At 57.8% G+C, this 17,173-nt stretch carries 15 protein-coding genes; 7 read left to right on the top strand and 8 right to left on the bottom strand.

All coding sequences use genetic code 11. The features are described 5' to 3' along the window. Positions 1-20: 20 nt before the first annotated feature. Together F4X57_08815 and F4X57_08810 are read left to right on the top strand one after the other, a co-directional pair. A complete protein-coding gene (locus F4X57_08815; GenBank protein MYC07258.1) occupies positions 21-2,660 on the top strand; it encodes a hypothetical protein in 2,640 nt (879 codons plus the stop codon). A gap of 619 nt (positions 2,661-3,279) precedes the next feature. Next, a complete protein-coding gene (locus tag F4X57_08810) occupies positions 3,280-4,794 on the top strand; it encodes an ISNCY family transposase (GenBank protein ID MYC07257.1) in 1,515 nt (504 codons plus the stop codon). A 206-nt stretch (positions 4,795-5,000) separates the two neighbouring features. Here the strand turns inward: F4X57_08810 and F4X57_08805 are convergent, their stop codons facing one another. The 4 genes from F4X57_08805 to F4X57_08790 all read right to left on the bottom strand — a co-directional run bounded on the left by F4X57_08805 (position 5,001) and on the right by F4X57_08790 (position 6,581). Further along, entirely contained in the window at positions 5,001-5,417 is a 417-nt protein-coding gene (locus F4X57_08805) for a type II toxin-antitoxin system VapC family toxin (protein ID MYC07256.1), read from the bottom strand. Then, on the bottom strand, positions 5,414-5,647 hold the full coding sequence (locus F4X57_08800) for an AbrB/MazE/SpoVT family DNA-binding domain-containing protein (protein MYC07255.1): 234 nt from the start codon (positions 5,645-5,647) through the stop codon (positions 5,414-5,416). The genes F4X57_08805 and F4X57_08800 overlap by 4 nt, the downstream gene beginning before the upstream one ends. A 360-nt stretch (positions 5,648-6,007) precedes the next feature. Continuing rightward, a complete protein-coding gene (locus F4X57_08795; GenBank protein MYC07254.1) occupies positions 6,008-6,289 on the bottom strand; it encodes a HigA family addiction module antidote protein in 282 nt (93 codons plus the stop codon). A 13-nt stretch (positions 6,290-6,302) separates the two neighbouring features. Beyond that, entirely contained in the window at positions 6,303-6,581 is a 279-nt protein-coding gene (locus F4X57_08790) for a peptidase (GenBank protein ID MYC07253.1), read from the bottom strand. Between the two features lie 444 nt (positions 6,582-7,025). Here F4X57_08790 and F4X57_08785 point away from each other — a divergent pair, with 444 nt between their 5' ends. The 3 genes from F4X57_08785 (at position 7,026) to F4X57_08775 (ending at position 11,554) form a co-directional block, all read left to right on the top strand. Continuing rightward, a complete protein-coding gene (locus tag F4X57_08785; GenBank protein MYC07252.1) occupies positions 7,026-7,838 on the top strand; it encodes a DUF541 domain-containing protein in 813 nt (270 codons plus the stop codon). 301 nt (positions 7,839-8,139) lie between these two features. Then, positions 8,140-10,191, top strand: a complete 2,052-nt coding sequence (locus F4X57_08780) for a hypothetical protein (protein MYC07251.1) — start codon at positions 8,140-8,142, stop codon at positions 10,189-10,191. 382 nt (positions 10,192-10,573) lie between these two features. Further along, positions 10,574-11,554 (top strand): hypothetical protein, encoded by a 981-nt coding sequence (locus tag F4X57_08775; GenBank protein ID MYC07250.1) that lies wholly within the window; start codon positions 10,574-10,576, stop codon positions 11,552-11,554. Positions 11,555-11,665: 111 nt separating this feature from the next. Here the strand turns inward: F4X57_08775 and F4X57_08770 are convergent, their stop codons facing one another. Beyond that, positions 11,666-11,938 carry a hypothetical protein gene (locus tag F4X57_08770; GenBank protein ID MYC07249.1) on the bottom strand — a complete coding sequence of 91 codons (273 nt, stop codon included), beginning with the start codon at positions 11,936-11,938 and terminating at the stop codon, positions 11,666-11,668. A gap of 45 nt (positions 11,939-11,983) precedes the next feature. On the opposite strand from F4X57_08770, the gene F4X57_08765 reads away from it, so the two are divergent. After that, positions 11,984-12,058: a Hok/Gef family protein gene (locus F4X57_08765; GenBank protein ID MYC07248.1), complete on the top strand. Its 75-nt coding sequence runs from the start codon at positions 11,984-11,986 to the stop codon at positions 12,056-12,058. Here the strand turns inward: F4X57_08765 and F4X57_08760 are convergent. The 3 genes from F4X57_08760 to F4X57_08750 are packed head-to-tail and all read right to left on the bottom strand — an operon-like array spanning position 12,014 to position 13,214. Beyond that, a complete protein-coding gene (locus tag F4X57_08760; GenBank protein MYC07247.1) occupies positions 12,014-12,445 on the bottom strand; it encodes a hypothetical protein in 432 nt (143 codons plus the stop codon). The two genes, F4X57_08765 and F4X57_08760, sit on opposite strands and share 45 nt — an antisense overlap. Continuing rightward, a complete protein-coding gene (locus F4X57_08755) occupies positions 12,442-13,017 on the bottom strand; it encodes a hypothetical protein (protein MYC07246.1) in 576 nt (191 codons plus the stop codon). The genes F4X57_08760 and F4X57_08755 overlap by 4 nt, the downstream gene beginning before the upstream one ends. Beyond that, positions 12,900-13,214: a hypothetical protein gene (locus F4X57_08750; protein MYC07245.1), complete on the bottom strand. Its 315-nt coding sequence runs from the start codon at positions 13,212-13,214 to the stop codon at positions 12,900-12,902. The genes F4X57_08755 and F4X57_08750 overlap by 118 nt, the downstream gene beginning before the upstream one ends. 194 nt (positions 13,215-13,408) lie before the next feature. Here F4X57_08750 and cydC point away from each other — a divergent pair, with 194 nt between their 5' ends. After that, positions 13,409-17,059: a thiol reductant ABC exporter subunit CydC gene (cydC, locus tag F4X57_08745; GenBank protein MYC07244.1), complete on the top strand. Its 3,651-nt coding sequence runs from the start codon at positions 13,409-13,411 to the stop codon at positions 17,057-17,059. Positions 17,060-17,173: the final 114 nt, after the last annotated feature.

The following is a 17,173-nucleotide window of genomic DNA, read 5'->3' as shown; positions in this document are numbered from 1 at the left end:
GATATTGAGTATAGCAGGACTTGGTTATCTTGTCAACCTTTCCGTATAATTCCCATTTTGAAGGTGGTGCCACTTGCGGCGTTCCGATTCCCCCATCTCATGAAAGTGACATAGCGACTCTGACCGCTCTCTATAACGCCACGAATGGAGATAATTGGAAGCGCAACAGAAACTGGCTATCCGACGCTCCCGTCTCCGAGTGGTACGGCGTAACCGCTGACACCGACGGGCGCGTAGTACGGTTAGGCCTTTACGACAATAACCTGTCGGGCACAATACCTTCCGAGTTGGCCAACCTCTCTAATCTGACCTCGCTCAGCCTCAGTGAAAACCAACTGACAGGGGAGTTTCCTCCGGGGCTGACACGACTCACTAATCTGACACTCTTTTATTTCGACAACAACGCCGGCCTCTGCGCTCCCGCGGACGCCGCCTTTCAAGAGTGGCTACAGTCGGTGGAAGAAGTTCAGGGTGACACTTGCGGCACCGTCCCACCTGACATCTATACAGCAATCCCCGAACATTGCATAGATTCACTTGATGTCGGAGCATCCACTGGAGTCTGGACGAACGAATGTCTGTCCCTGAACAGAACCGAGAATGGCGTCCACTACGCCCGCTACTACACCTTCATTCTCGATAAGCGTTCTGAGGTCGATCTGACTCTGGAATCGCGTACCGACCCGTATCTGATATTGCTCAGCGATACCGGCGAAGTCATAGACCAGGACGACGACGATGATGAGGGGGTCTTCGATCTGACCGCCAGAAATTCAGGTATCAGGGTCGTTCTCGACGCTGGCGATTACATCGTCGAGGCCACAACCTATGAAGGCGAAGCTGCCGGCGAATTCACACTTACTATTGCGGAGACTGTAGTTGTTCCGGAGCAGGACAAGTGTTCATCAGGAACTGTGGTGTCAGACCCGCTCATCAATCCTGGCCTGGTGTCAGACTGCTGGGTGTTGCTGGCATCGCGTGATGCGCTCATAGGCGATGGGCAGGATTACCTGAACTGGGCGATCGATGGCAGAATTGAAAATTGGAGCGGAATCACCGTTGGAGGCTCTCCAGTACGTGTTACGGAACTTCGCCTGTCAGGACACGATCTGGAAGGTGAGATACCTGTTGCGCTCTCGGAGTTGTCCGCCCTTCAGGCGCTCGATCTCAGATACAACTTTCTGAGCGGCACGATTCCCGTTGAACTGACCGGCCTGACCCACCTGAGAGAACTCAACCTCCGTCAGAACCGGCTTGGAGGAGATATTCCCGTGGAGCTGGCAAGCCTTTCCGGTCTGGAAGTGCTGAGTCTCGGCAGTAACGACCTGCAGGGTAAGATACCTCTCGAATTGGCTCATCTGTACAATCTGCGAGTGCTGGACCTTGGCGGCAACGGCCTGCGGGGTAAGATTCCCGTCGAACTGGCTCAGCTGTCCAATCTGCAAGAGTTGGAACTCAACCACAACGATCTAGCCGGTCAGATTCCCTTAGAATTGACGCGACTGTCGAACCTCCAAGTGCTTAATCTCGCCAGCAATGAATTGAATGGTGAGATACCAACAGAGTTGGTTAACCTGTCCAATCTGAGAAGACTAAATCTGGGGGGCAATGAACTCATAGGCGAGATTCCAGTTGAATTGGCTGAGCTGGCTAACCTGGAGTCCCTGGAACTCTGGAATAATCGACTGTCCGGGGAGATCCCGGCAGAACTCGCTAGCCTATCCAATCTCGAATGGCTGGACCTCTACGGCAACGAACTGGATGGCAAGATACCCATTGAGCTTGCGAGTCTTCCCAATTTGAAAGGATTGATTCTAGGAGCAAACGATCTGGACGGGGAACTCCCGGTTGAACTTGCAGGAATGTCCAATCTGCGAACTTTGGACCTTGGCATCAACGAGTTTACAGGAACCATACCGGCGGAACTCGCGCGTCTGTCCAATCTGGATGCCCTTGACCTTCACCGCAATCAACTGACTGGTGAGATACCTGTCGAACTGGCGGGCCTGTCCGGATTGCGATTTCTGGATCTCAGTCACAATCAGCTGAGCGGAAACATACCCGTGGAACTGGCTGGTCTGTCGAATCTTAGGGAACTGAGCCTCAACCACAATCGACTAGACGGTGAGATACCCAGGGAGTTGGCGGATTTGACCAATCTAGAGTGGCTGTTCCTGGACGATAACGAGCTAACCGGATGCATACCGGTCGGCCTTCAGAGCGTTGAGGAGAATGACCTTGGTGAGCTGGATCTTCCTTTCTGCACGGATTCGCCGGATCCTACCGGCTCCTGCATCCAGCCGCTCACAGCCTCCACAGTTGAGGATTGCTGGCCCGTCGACTGCCTGTCGGATAAGGCGGCCAAAGAAGGCACAGGCGACAGGTACGCGCGCTTCTACACATTCACACTCAACGAGGCTGCGGACGTGACGATTACGCTTGAGTCCGATGAAGACACTTACCTCTATCTGCTTGACGGACACGACAGAAACGGGACAGTGCTCTTTGAGGAAGACGATATAGTAAAGGGAGTGAACACGAACTCTAGTCTGTCTGCGTTACTGAGTGCAGGCAACTACACCATCGAAGCTACTACCTACTACGCCCAGAAGAGTGGCGACTTTGAGCTCACAGTCGTGGGCTTGGATTTATCCCCGTAGTATCAGACCAATTGCGCATATGCCTGTCGGTCTATGCAAGAATTTACTCTCAACGCTTGCATTGACGATTCTTAGTCCGCGATAATCGGAGTCCTTCGTCCTGGCATCATGTTGTAGTCTTAGATGCACTGATCCTCTAGGTTGTCGTCTCAGGAATCCATGCGCGCGAATAAGACTCTCTACTTTGCTGCGATCATCCTGTCTCTTGCGGTGTTGCTAAGCATTAGCGCCTGCAAAGATGACTCGCATTCTGCAGTTCCGCCTGTGGATACGATCCATACTACCGTACCAGCGCAGAACGTTGTCTCAGACGCACCCAGAGCTACAGTGACAAATGTACTTGTACCGGCACTTTCCGTCGAATCTCAGCGGACGGCATCGCTGATTGTCCCTCCCACATCTGAACCGACAGCTACCGAATTGCCCGACTCTACATCTTCTAAAGCCGCAACACCAGATCCCACGCCAATAACTGTTGCCGCTGAGAAAGAATCCAGCTCAGGTGCAGAATATGAACGGCGGCGGCATAATGTACCACGAAGGCGGATAGACAAGCCGGACGGGGTGTCGTTGTTCAGCATAAACGTCACAAGTAACTGTTCAGCAATAATGTCACATTATGGAGAATGTGACGTTGAACCAAAAGGAACAGGCAAGGCTTCAGGTACTCAACAGCTTGTTGGCGAAGCATATGACGATGGAGCAGGCATCTGCGCTGATGGGAGTGAGCATACGCCAAGCGTGGCGCATACTGGCGGCATACAGGAAGGATGGAGCAGCCGCAATAGCTCACGGTCATCGAGGTCGCAGAGCGCCCAACGCGACATCGGAGGCAACGAAGGCTATCGTGCTGCATCTGGCGCGCACGCGATATGCCGGTGTCAACCACACTCATATGAGCGAGCTGTTGAGTGAACGCGAAGGCATAGACATAACTCGCAGCACGCTGCGTAGGCTGCTGGTGAGCGCCGGCGAGAACAGCCCTCGCGGCAGGCGTCCACCCAAGCACCGCGTCCGGCGGCAGCGGATGCCTCGCGAGGGGATGCTGATACAGCTGGACGGCAGCTACCACAGGTGGCTGGGCAGGGACGGACCGCAGTTCACGCTGCTGCTGGCAGTGGATGACGCCACGGGGACCGTGGTCAACGCCCTGTTCTGCGAACTTGAGAACACCCGCGGCTACTTCCGGCTGCTCGACGGGCTGATACGGCATCGCGGCATACCGCTCGCACTCTATGTGGATCGGCACGCCGTCTTCAAGCATACGCCTTCGCCGGAGACTGCCGCCGGCCCCACTCAGTTCAGTCGAGCAATGGACGAGCTTGGCATACAGCTGATCTTCGCTCAATCGCCTCAGGACAAGGGACGAGTGGAGCGAACAGCAGGAACCTTCCAGGACTGGCTCGTCAGTGAACTCCGACTTGCGGGCGCGGCCAGCATCGGTGAAGCCAACCGCGTGCTGGGAAGCTTCCTTCCACGCTTCAACAGCCGCTTCAAGGTGCCTGCACAGGAACTGGAAGTCGCCTATCGCTCGGTGGACGAAGGAATGCGCCGGGAGAAGACTCTGTGCTTCAAGTACAAGCGTAGAGTCGCCAGGGACAACACGGTCAGATACCGCTGGCGCACCCTTCAACTGCTACCCGGCACGGACAGGCAGACCTACGCCGGAGCAGCCGTGGATGTGCTCGAAGGGCTGGACGACAGCCTTGCAGTGCAGCACGAAGGGCGCGACGTTCCTTCTCAGGAAGCGCCGCCGCGTCCGAGTGTCCTTCGAGGCTTCGCAGGTAGAACCGCGCACTCACTCATCATCCATCCGTCCACTGTCAACGGCCTGGGTAGTAAGTGGGTGGATAGACTGGCGACTCAGGACACCAACCTCGATGCCGAGCAGCAGGTCGACACCTCCGGTAGCAACGGGACGGGACGAGTTCGCAAAGTTGCGAGTCCGCGGCGCAGGAAACCCACGCCGTTGCAGACGGCCAGGTGGAGGGCAGTGCAGAAGGCTAAGCACAAGGGTCTGTCCATACGCGGGATCGCGCGGGAGTTGGGCATACACAGGGACACCGCGAAGAAGTACATGAACGCTGACAGACCACCTACGTCACCCGCGCGACTGACTGCAAAGGTATCGTAGTCTGGTATTATGACAATCTACGGGGAGGACATTTTCCCTTCGCATTTAACCGGGCATTTTCCCTCAGCAACGACACCGTAGCGGTCCACTATCCCCCCGCCCTTGACACCAGCCGCCTGCCGAGTGAACCGGCCAGACCTCATCGAGTCTGGGCCTGCGGTGTCTGTCGCTGACGGACTTCTGAGGCACATCCGGCTTGCGGTCAGTCATCTGTCCGTCCTTTCTGTAGCGCCCACCAGTGTCGCCCCTCGCATCCTGGCAAGCCTGTGGTCGAAGGTATGCAGAGGAGCGGCGTTCACCCGTTCGACCGCCTTGAGTATCATCAGGTCGGAGAACCCTACGCCTCCCTGGCGATAGCGATATGCTGCTGCTGCAACGTCATCCGAGTCTTCAACAACAAGGCTGTCCGAAGCCGTCAGGGCCAGCAGTGCATCGGCAACCCGCTCCCTGGTGAAGTCGTAGCTGCACTCCAGTACCCAGGCAACCTCGAGGACAACCTCGCGGCAGATGAATCCGGGCTCATCCGGCGTCAGCCCATCAATCAGTTCCCGTGCGGCCTCTCTCTGATCGGGAACGTCGCCCACGAGGTATCGAACGAGCACATTGGTGTCGAGTGCGCTCATTCTTCGGTCGCCCCTTCGACGATCGCGCGCTCCATGTCTTCAAGGCTTACGGCCGGTCCGTCATACTTCAGACTGCCGAACAGGCAGCTGGTTGACCGGACCGGCATTATCAGCACTCCTTCGTCGACTATGACGTAGCGCACCTTGTCTCCGGGCTTCACTTCCAGTGAATCCCTTACGGGTTTGGGCAGCGTGGTCTGGCCCTTGACGGTTATTCTGGACTCGAACATCGAAAACGCTCCTACACCATAAGGCAACAATGTGCCTTACGTTATGGGCTAAAGTAACACCGTGTGCAACATTGCAAGACCTACGCCGCCGCCGCTTCAGTTTGGGGCAGCACTGGGTCGTGTCTCTCACGCCGTGAATGCGCTCTATGTGCCCGGGCTTCCGTCTCACACGCCCGCAGGCGTATCCGGCGCGCCATTCATGAGACGACGGGTATCTTGTCATCTCGCGCGAAGTAAAGCCCTCTACGGCGTTTGAATTGCGACGGCTTTCTCGGAATTTGGCGGCAAGCCGTCGATTTCGCCCGGTCCGGCGATGCCTTCCGTCCACAGACAACAATGGTGTGTCTTCACAATCTCTTTTTAGGCGACTCGCTTGACGTTAATCTCATCCGCTCTCTGCATCACCTGCGCAAGATCAAAGGCCGCCTGCAGTTGGTACCAAGCTGACGCCCCTCCACCGAAAGCCTTGTCCAAGCGCACAGCCATCTCCGGCGAAATGCCAGAGTGTCCATTCAGAACGTCGGATAAGTGCTTACGGCTGACGCCCAGATGAACGGCAGCATCGGTTACGCTAAGGCCGAGCGGCTCAAGGCAGTCGTGCCGAATCGACAGTCCAGGATGAGGTGGGTTTTTCATCGGCATTGTCTGAACCTCCTTAGTGATAGTCAACAAAGTCGACATCTCTCACGTTTGAGCCCTCAAAGCGGAACACGATCCTCCAATTCCCTGAGACCCTTACGGACCACAATCCAGCCATTTGTCCACGAAGGGGATGGAGTCTGTATCCGGGCAGATCCATATCGCTTGGTTGCGCAGCCACATCCAGCCGGGCCAGGATGCGCTCAAACTTGTCCGCAAATTCGGGCGGAATCCGGTGGCGGTCTCCTCGCTCATAAAAGATGGCAAGTCCTCGGTGCCGGAAATTACGAATCATATCTTTTGTGTAACGTATAACCTCTCAGGTGTCAAGCACCTGCAGGTCAGACTTACGTGTCAGACTGTACTAGTCGACTTCAAGCAGGGCAGACGAAAACTTGCACCGCGTTACAGCGTAAGTCTGTTAGGTCGTTGCTAATGAGGGATCACCGTAGCAGGCGTCTATTCCTCGACTAGATGAGCGCCCGTAACCTTCTCATTGAACAGGTTTGGCAGAGTAGGCCCCGAAGATGACGCTACTTTGCGGGAAAATACAACTGCGCGCCTTCATCAGGATAAGAACTCAGCGGTACGCCAGTTTCTGTACATGCTTCATACTCTTGGTCGCTAAGCGGATAATGAGACCGAATTTTAGGAACAAGACGAACTACCACGGCGTTGTATATCATGGCGACCTGAGTGGTTGTTCACATACGGCAAAGCAAAGAATAGGAGAAGTGCGATGAACAGAATCTCGGCAATCCTGATAGCGGTGGCGGCCGTCCTTGCCACATTGGCGGCAGTGTCAATGAACGGAACAGAGGCGGCGGCATCGCCGGACAAAGGTTCGAACCTGAACGAACGAGGCATTCCGGCGTCGTACGGCACCGACGGAACGGGCATCTGGGTGTCGGGCCGGGGCACGATAACGGTCGCGCCCGATCTGGCTACCCTTGAACTGGGAGTGGAGGCCAGAGCGGCGAACGTGTCCGAGGCCAACAGCCAGGCATCGGCGGCAATGGACGCCATAGTTGAAGCGCTCAAGGCCAGAGGCGTCAAGGACGGGGACATTCAGACGGGCCGATTCAGCGTCTATCCTCGTTACAACCGTGTGGAAGAGGAAGTGGATGGCGTTCGTACCAGCAAGGAGGTGCTTACAGGCTACCGCGTCAGAAATAACGCGACGGTAAAGCTGCGGGACCTTGATAGTGTCGGCGAGGTCATAGATGAGGTGGTGACGGCCGGCGGCGATAACGTTCAAATAAACGACGTCAACTTCCGGCTGGAAGACACAAAGCCGAGAATGGCCGAGTTGCGCGAGATGGCGGTCGCGGACGCCAGGTCGAAGGCCGGACATCTTGCTGAGCTGTCCGAAGTCACGCTTGGGCGGCTGATATACATCAGCGAAGGCGCTGCTGGCCCGCCCGCCAGAGGGTTCGCGGGTGGCTCTTCCTGGCCTGCGGCGCCTGCACCTGCACCTCTGAGGGCACCGAGCGTCAGCGGTGGCGAGGTAACGCTTTCCCTCAGCGTTCAGGCTGGTTTCGCCATCTACTAGGGTGGCATAGAAGGCCGAGGGAGATGTCAGTGCGCGCTCTCCGGAAAACCTCGTCCCGAATCTGGTCGGCGCGGACCAGGAGCGTGGTAATCGTGTTAGGCTGCTACCCTGGCCGGAAATCCTCGCAAAAGAACTGCGTAGGAGCCTCTGAAGAAGGCGAAGCGATCTCTGGTCTGCGCCTCACTCAGCTTGGAGCTTCTCCGTGCATCGGGATTCGCGCGCTGTGAGTATCCGGCCTGATAACTACGTACTCCTTCAGGCACGGATGAGTGGCTGGTCCAACGTTTGATTAGTAGGGTCTATGGCTAGCAATTCAGATTCAAAGGGATTCCTGTCCGGTCGTATATGGCCGCTGGTCGTCGCCGTCTTGATGACAAGCCTGTTGGTCTTCATTGCCTGTCTGATGGTTTGGTATTACCTCGGCGGAGGCGCATGGCGCAGCGGCGTCAACGTGATGGATGCAGGATTGGACGCCCCGGACACGCTTATGCTCACAGTCGCATCGTGTCATGGAGCTCCCAGAGTGGCGATGTCTCACGAAACGGACGTCGACGTGCGGGTAAGGATCATTGCCTTCTCCACTCCTTTGCATGGGGGACTGGCCTGTGCTGACACCGTCAATGTCTACCTCGAGGAGCCGCTGGGAGACAGAGTTGTCGTTGACACGCACTCCGGTGAGACATTCAGGGGTCCTCTTCTACCGTTTGGGCACGCTTGGGCGAAGCCGCAACCAGATTGGAAAGTAGTGGAGGTACCGGGACTGCCTGGGCAGACCGGCTTCTCTCTCCAAGTGCCTTTTGGCTGGGAACCGGGTAAAGCACAGCGTGGCGACGCATACGTGGGAGAAGTGGTAGGCGATGATGACATCCGACTGACGTTCCACTACGGAAAGGGAGCGTGGAATCTGGACCCGGCCGACGACCCGGAGGGCGACTATTTCGTATATCACGAAGACGTAGGTGGAGTGGAAGCTAAGTTACTGATTTCCATCAAAGGTGGCGGGTATACTGGAGTCTATTTCTCTGACTTGGATGGCCACAGCCTCAGCATCGTAGGGGAGAACCTGTGGCCCCCTCAACAGCAGAAAGCCATGGCTGTGTTCAGGAGTGTTCGCGTGTCAAGCGCTGAAACGCAAGAAGCTCCGAAGCACGAATACAGCAAGTCCGATCTCTCCGTCTGGTATGAATCCTTAAGCAGTGTCATCTGGCAGGTACCCGGTGTCTGGTTCACGGACTTGAACGAGTCGAACAACCGCATAGAGATCGGTGTCCAGCCACGGCGCGAGGCGCGTGAGAAAGTGGAAACCGCGATAGCGACGGCGGGCGTTCCATTGGGAGCCGTAGCGATCGAAATTGGATGCCCGAAAATCACGCAATGGCCCCTCGACGATGGGCCTCCTCCGGACGAGGCGTTCATCCCCGCCATAGACTTCTCAATGGAGGTTGTGGATCAGGCTCCACCTGGAGAAACCATTCAGCTGAAGCTGAAGTTGCGAAACATCAGTGATGGACCGGTGAGCATTTCACTCGGCGGCAGGCCTCCTCATGACTTCAGGGTTTCGACGCCGGAAGGGGTTCCGGTATGGAACTGGAAGTGTGGCAGGATCACACTCTCGGTACTAGACCATGAAACTCTGGCGCCTGGCGAGGAACTGGAGTTCACAGGCGAATGGGAGCAGGTGGACAACCTTGCAATTCCCGTCCCTCCCGGCGCATACATAGTGAGCGGAGTCCTGGAGTTGGAGCATCCTGAGAGGCTGGTAGCTTCCCAGCCCCTGTTCATAACGCCTGGCCATGCCAAATCCATGCCGCCCGAATCCGACAATTTAGACCCCAGTGCGGAGCCGACCGCCGAAGCCGTTTACAGCTGGGTGGCATCTATAATCGGCGGTAGGCAGTTGAGGCCGTTGTTTCAGCAGCTGCCCGCGGACCGACCCGTGATAGACAGTCTTGCGCATGCCATTGAATCGGCCGTACCCGTTCAGACCGATGAGCATCTTCGGTCCAATGACCGCGGCCGCTACCTGAGCCTTCTCTACGGTGACGAGACGAAATTGCGAGTCAGACAAGTTTCGAGGTGCGAGCCTTGGTCTGGTTCTGACGCAAAGAAATCCTTCGGCCTTAGATGCCATGGCAGGTGGATTCGCGCAAACGATATGTGGTGGGTCGAGGGCAAGGGAATTGTGACACCCATTGAACTCAGTCGGTGGTGGGAGGAGATGGATGAGTACATGATGCCGGTAGCTAAGGTTGGCATTCCTAAGAAGATCAAGTCAGGAGAGCCATTCAAGATAACATTGGGGAATTGGGACAACGTCATCGATGGGGATTCGGCGACTCTGAACCTTGAGTAGGTAGACGGTCCCGTGACGAAGCTTGGTACTTATCCGGCGTCGGGCATCTTTGAGGGGCATAGGAGAATTCCTGCCGAGACGCCTGTCGGACGCTACTGGCTGCGCGTAACCGGCGGTGATTTCTCTGAGCTGGTGGAAATGGTCGATGTCGAGTAGTGTGTTGCTCAATAGTCGCCCGGCCCTCTGATGGGGTTTAGCAGACTCTGTCCGGATTTTTCTAATGTCCGGGATGGAGGGCGGCGGGAACAAAAAGACCCATGGGTGAGCAAGCCGGGCAATGTTCAGCGCTGGGGCAACGAGACTAATGGCCGTACTTCCTTCGCCGAGCTCACCGGCTCCTATATCAAAGGTCCGTGAAACTTACATGCTTTAAGGGGACAACATGAGCATCTTGTACTCGCTTGGCGCGAGTGGCCTGCTGTTCGTAGTGTCGTGTGCGCTGCTGGCCATTCGCCCAAGGTTCTTCGTGATTCCCTGGTTGGGAATGGCCATAGTAATCCTTGGAACCGCCCTGTCGTTCAATGTGTCGGCCCACCTCGCGGCCGGAGGTCGTGACGGGGTCGGCATCGGCCCGCTATTTACAATGATGATTGGCTTCCTGGGAGTAGGGGTAATCGTCGCCTCTGTTCGGCTACGGGCTTTACCGTTCGTTCCGCTGGGCGCAATCGTCGCGGGCGTCATTTACATCTCGTCCTTCTACGCGTACATACTGCCTCATCTTAACCCGGATTTTCTTGGCAATCTCCCGTTCGCCCTACCGGGCTTTCTGCTGGTCGGCTACGGAGGATACCTGTGGTATCGCAACAGGCTCGCAGAATCTATAGAGCACAGGAGCCTTCTGCTTCGTCTCTGCATTGCGCTTGTGATCGTGGCCGGCCTTGGAATGCTCGGCCTCCTCCAGCTCGAGCGTCCCGGTCCTCCCGGTTCCAAAGATCCGTTACTCGCTCGTCCTCCAGATCTCCACCGAATTGCAGCAGAGTCTGCACTGGTAGTTGAGGGAGAAATAGTGAACGAGGATTCTTTCAAGTACAAGGGTGAAAAGACTGGAAAAACCATAAGATTCAGGCTCTATACCATGGAGGTGACCCGCTTCTGGCGAGGCACAGGACCGCGGAGGATTCGCTTCGCGGCTCGAGATTACAGTCCGGTGAAAATGGCGGTGGGGAACTCATACCTGATCTTTGCAAGCGGACTCGCGAATCCAGAACAACTTCCTGACCATTTGTCGGCGGACTTTCCCACTCACGTCTGGACGCCCCGTGCCGACCAGTTCTACCCATATCCCGGGCTCCCCCGTAATGAGCCAATTAGTCAGGACTTCCTGGTGAGTTTTCTCGAGTCACAGACATACATCGGGCGTTAGATTCGGCGTCTGTTTTGTATCTTTCCGCCACGGATATCCAGTGGTCTCCCCTTGCCTTCGCGGGCAAGAAGGAGTGTCGCCCGATCTATTCCATTCCTCTGTCACTCCTGTTCAGGCTGTGGAACCACTGGAGAACGCCAACACGTGATATAGGATGATGAGACTCCCCACAAGCGAGCCCACCCTGTCAAGGACGCCGCCGTAACCCGGGAGCAACCGATCCGTGTATTCAACCTCCGCCGTCCTCTTAATCTTGGTAATGAATTTGGCGCCGGCCCGGCCAGAGATTGCGAGGATGGCGGATGTGACAGCGGCGACCGGCGCAAGGGTGCCAAGGTTCAGTGCTGAACCGAGGAAAACTCCGCACACGACCGCTGCCAGAATACCGCCGACCGCTCCTCTCCATCTCCCCTCCGATGATACGCGACAATTGCTTGTGTTCTACTAAGCCGCGGTCGGCTATGTGAGCTGCACCTCCGGCAGGGCTTCACTGTAAGCTGGTGAGGTCGGCGGCAGGTATCTTCTGCTGAGTATCCATTCATCGTTCTGCTCGGCGAGCACCGCGCCAACCAGCCGCATCGCCGCCGATCTGTTCGGGAAGATGGCCACCACGTCGGTCCGCCTTCGTATTTCCTTGTTCAGCCTCTCCTGCGGATTGTTCGACCAGATCTTCTTCCAGTACTCCATAGGGAAGTGTGTGAACGCCAGGATGTCCGATCCAGCTTCGTCCAACATTGAGGCTGCTTGCGGGAAGCGCTCTGCAAGCTGCTCGACTACCTTCTCGTGCCGGATATGCACCTCCTGAGCAGATGGCTGCCGGTATATGCTGCGTACCATCGTTGCCACCCACGGCTGTGTCCTCTTGGGCACCCGCGTCAGCAAGTTGGTCATAAAGTGCGTGCGGCAGCGCTGCCGCACGCACCGCCGAACACTGTGGCTATGGCGTCCCTCAGCCCTTGGTGAGCGTCAGAGATGACCAACGCCACACCGGTCAGCCCTCTCGCCACCAGTGAACGCAGGAAGCTCAGCCAGAAGGCACCGTCCTCGCTCGTGCCCACGTCCAGACCCACGCTCTCTCTCTTGCCTTCCGTGTTCACGGCAGTGCCAACCACCACGCTCACGTTGACTATCCTGCCATCTTCCCGCACCTTCTGCGTCAGCGCGTCCAGCCACAGATACGCATACGGTCCTCCGTCCAGAGGCCGGCTAAGGAACTTCTCCACCACCTCGTCCAGACCACGGCAGATGCGAGACACCTGGCTCTTTGAGATGCCCTCGCATCCCAGCGCCTTCACAAGATCGTCAACTCTCCTGGTGGACACGCCCTCCCCGTACGCCTGCTGTATCACCGCCAACAGCGCCTTCTCGCTCCGCCGCCGCGGCTCAAGCAGACTGGGGGGAAGTAACTCCCGTCCCTCAGCTTCGATATGTGCAGCTCCATCGTGCCTACCCGCGTATCCCAGCTTCTGCTACGGTATCCATTGCGCTGAGTGACCCGATCCACGCTGCGTTCGCCATAGCCGGCGCCTGTCTTCATCGATACCTCGGTGTCCATTATCCCCTCGACCAGAACCCCCAGCGCCTCACGCAAAAAGTCCACGTCACCGTCCATCCCTCTCTTGCGCAACAGCTCCAATATGTCCATACTTGCTCTTACCATCGTCGTCCTCCTTGTATCAGGCTTGTATTTCCTAAAGGATGACGCGATGGCTTCATTTATTCTAGTCTACCTTCTCTGCTACACCACTCTACGGGACACTGCTAGGGTTGACGTACTGCGAAACTGTGCTATAATGGAGGATTGCCCAAGTATGCAATAGCAAAGATAATTATTTGCATAAAAATGTATATGCAATGGCTCGCAGGAGTTGGGCGATGTACTTTGATTGGCGATTGTTCGAACTGACTCGCGGCGTGCGGCTTCGGATCCTTTTCGCTGCAGCCTTGGGCCTGGTCGCCGTGGGCGCCGGCGTTGCTCGACTGGCAGTATCCGGCGTAGTTATCTACCGGGTCATCACTGGGCAGGCGGGCTTCACCGCGCTCACGCTGTCCCTGTTGGTCATCGCGGCCCTCATCGTCGCTCGCAGCGTCTTCCAGTACTGGCAGAACGCGGTGAGCCATCACACCGCCAACCTCGTCAAGATCAGGCTGCGCGAGCAAGTTTACGAGCACACACTGCAACTCGGTCCGGGGTACGCCGACCGTAACCGGACAGGCGACGTCGTCCTCACGATAGTGGAAGGCATTGAGCGGCTGGAGACCTTCTTCGGGCAATACCTGTCCCAGATCATCGTCTCCGCTATCGCTCCCGTTGCCATCTTCATCTACATGGTGACGCTGGACCTGTACATTGCGCTCATCTTCCTGCTGTTCGCCTTCCTTGCGCTAGTTGTTCCCGCCATGTTCTATCGGTGGAACCGGGACAGCAGCTACAGGCGCCGTCAGTCCTACGGCGCTCTGGGTTCGGACTTTTTGGACAGCGTACAGGGGCTGGCGACGCTCAAAGCATTTGGACAGAGCAAGAGCCGCGGCAGCGCCTTGGCGCAGCGGGCCCACCACCTCTACAAGAGCACCATGGGCGTAGTCGCCGCCAATGGCGCCACGAGCGGCGCGTCGATCCTCTTCATGGCCGCCGGCGCCGCGATAGCCCTTGCCGTGGGCGCTGTTCGCGTCAGCAACGGCGACATGGAGTTGCGCCCTCTTCTCATCGTGCTGATGCTTGGGGTTGAAGTGTTCCGTCCCATGCGGGAGCTGACCAACCTATACCACCAGGGCATGACTGTGCTCTCATCGGCGCAAAGCGTCTTTGGCATTATGGACGAGCCGGTGACAATCATCGAATCAGAGAATATCCTCAGACAGGCTGCTCCCGACATCAGCCCCGAAGTCTCCTTCGAGGGCGTGACTTTCGGGTACGACAGCGGCCACCGACCCGCGCTCGAGAATGTATCGTTCGACCTTCGCAAGGGCGAGACACTTGGCGTCGTAGGCGCCAGCGGTGCGGGGAAGTCAACGTTGATCTGGCTGATGTACAGGTTCTACGATCCCCAGACCGGCTCAATCAAGCTCGGCGGCCATGATCTCCGAGACCTCCCGTTGGACGTGCTCAGGGACAACATATCGGTCGTCACCCAGGACACATACCTGTTCCACGGTACAGTCGCCGACAACCTGCGCTTTGGGAAGCCGGACGCCACGCGGCAAGAGCTGGAGGAGGCCGCCCGCGCCGCGAATGCGCACGAGTTCATTGCCGACCTGCCCCAGGGCTACGACACCGTCGTGGGTGAACGGGCGGTCCGTCTGTCGGGAGGACAGCGCCAGAGACTGGCGATTGCACGGGCGCTGTTGAAAGACACGTCAATTCTGCTGCTGGACGAGGCGCTCTCCAGCGTCGACGCCGAAAATGAGTCCGTCATCCAGGCTGCGCTCGACCGTCTGATGGAAGACAGGACGACGCTCATCATTGCTCACCGTCTTTCCAGCGTCATCAAGGCAGACCGTATCCTGGTACTCGACGAAGGTCGGGCTGTGGAGATCGGGTCGCATGCTGAGCTTATGGCCGCCGACGGCACCTACGCCGGCCTCATGCGCCAGCAGGCTCAGATGGGCATGATCGACATCGCGGCGGTTTCCGCTCCCGACCGGGTGAGTTCGCGCGTCTCCGTTAACCACGTCTCTGATCTGCGCCCGACCGGAGACCAAAATCATCGCGCCCCGTCCCGTTCCCACCACAGCGACGAGGCGGTCAACATTCGCTCCTTGAATGTATGGGTCAGGCTTTTCGGGTTGGTCGGGCCGGTCAAGTTCCAGTTCCTCGGAACGTTAGCCCTAGGGCTGCTCCATCACGGCTCCGTTATTCTCTTGGGGGCGTTCAGTGCGCTTCTGGTGGGGGCGGTGTTCCGCGACGAACCTTTGACGACCTACCTCGTTCTCGTGTGCATTTTTGCTCCGCTTTCGGCGCTGTTGTTTTACCTGGAGTCGTGGCAGGCGCACGACATGGCATTCAGGCTGCTGGCGAAAATGCGGATCGACCTCTATGAGAGGCTGGAGCCGCTAGCGCCGGCCTACATGGTCCGGCGTCGCTCCGGCGATTTCGTCAGCGTTGTGGGCGGCGACGTGGAGACGGTCGAGTTCTTCTTCGCTCACGCCGTGTCGCCTATGATCGTTGCGGTCCTGATACCGGGCGGGCTGCTGACGGCGCTGGCCATCATATCCTGGCCCATCGCCGTGGTGCTAGCCCCGTTCCTCATGGCAGTGGCCGTCAGCCCGTTCTTCGCCAACGCCCGTATCGAGCGGGTCGGAGCCGAAATCCGCGGTCGCATAGGTGAGATCCACGCTTACATGGTTGACAGCATCCAGGGCATGCGGGAGATTGTCGCATTCGGCCGCGGACCCGATCGAAACCGGGAACTGACGGATAGGAGCTGGAACTATGCCGGACACCTGGTCAGGTTCCAGAAGTCGCAGGCCTTCCAGATAGGCTTCATTGAGGCAATGATGGGACTCGGTGGCCTGGCTGTGCTGGCAATGGGCGTTTGGCTGGTTCTCGAGGGACAGATAGCAAGGGCGGAGCTGCCGCTCGTCAGCGTTCTGGCGTTGGCGTCCTTCAGCCCGGTAACCGAGTTGGCTCGCACGATGAAGCAGATGATGGAGACGCTGGCCGCGTCCCGTCGCATTCTCGCCGTCCACGACGAAGCAGTGCAGGTGCAGGACGGGCCCGGCGTGGCGCACCTCGCCGGCGAGGCAGAGTCGGGCACACCGTCCATCGACTTTGACGACGTGGCATTTGCCTACTCGGACGGCGACCCGCAGGCGCTGGTCGACGTGTCCTTTAGCATCGGGTCTGGGCAGACCGTGGCCGTCGTGGGGCGCTCAGGGGCAGGCAAGACCACGGTTGCCTATCTTATGATGCGCTTCTGGGACCCGGACCGGGGCGATATTGCCCTGCAGGGCCACAGACTGGGTGAGCTCCTGCTCGATGACCTGCGCGGCCGCATGGCGCTCGTCGCACAGGACACCTACCTGTTCAATGACACTATCCGCGAGAACATCCGACTCGGACGGTACGACGCGACTGACTCGGAGGTGGAGGAGGCCGCGATGCAGGCCAACGCCGATGAGTTCATCGAGTCGTTCCCTGACGGCTACTACACCCGCGTCGGCGAGCGGGGAATGCAGCTTTCGGGCGGTCAGCGGCAGCGAATCGCGATTGCCCGCGCCATCCTCAAGAACGCTCCGGTGCTGATATTGGACGAAGCTACGTCGCATCTGGACGCCATCAGCGAGGCGACTGTGCGGGAGGCGCTCAACCGGCTCATGTCCGGCAGGACGACTATCGTGATGGCACACAGGCTGTCCACAATTCGCGACGCCGACAACATCCTGGTGCTCGACGAGGGACTGGTCGTGGAGCAGGGGAAGCACGAGGAACTCCTCGCAAGCGGCGGGTTGTACGCGCAGCTTGTTGCAACGCAGATGCAGGGACAGAGGGCGACCCAGGCTTAGCCCAGCAGCCCGTTCCAGCTGATCGCTCCACTCACTATTTGTGACGGGCTGTTTCCTGACCAGTGCCCCATCCTCCGAAAATGAGATGCAAGAAAATACCCGCTGTTCTTGTAG

The organism is Chloroflexota bacterium, assembly GCA_009840355.1.
GTDB lineage: Bacteria > Chloroflexota > Dehalococcoidia > Lucifugimonadales > JADFKI01 > Bin90.
This window is presented reverse-complemented; position numbering and strand designations above follow the sequence as displayed.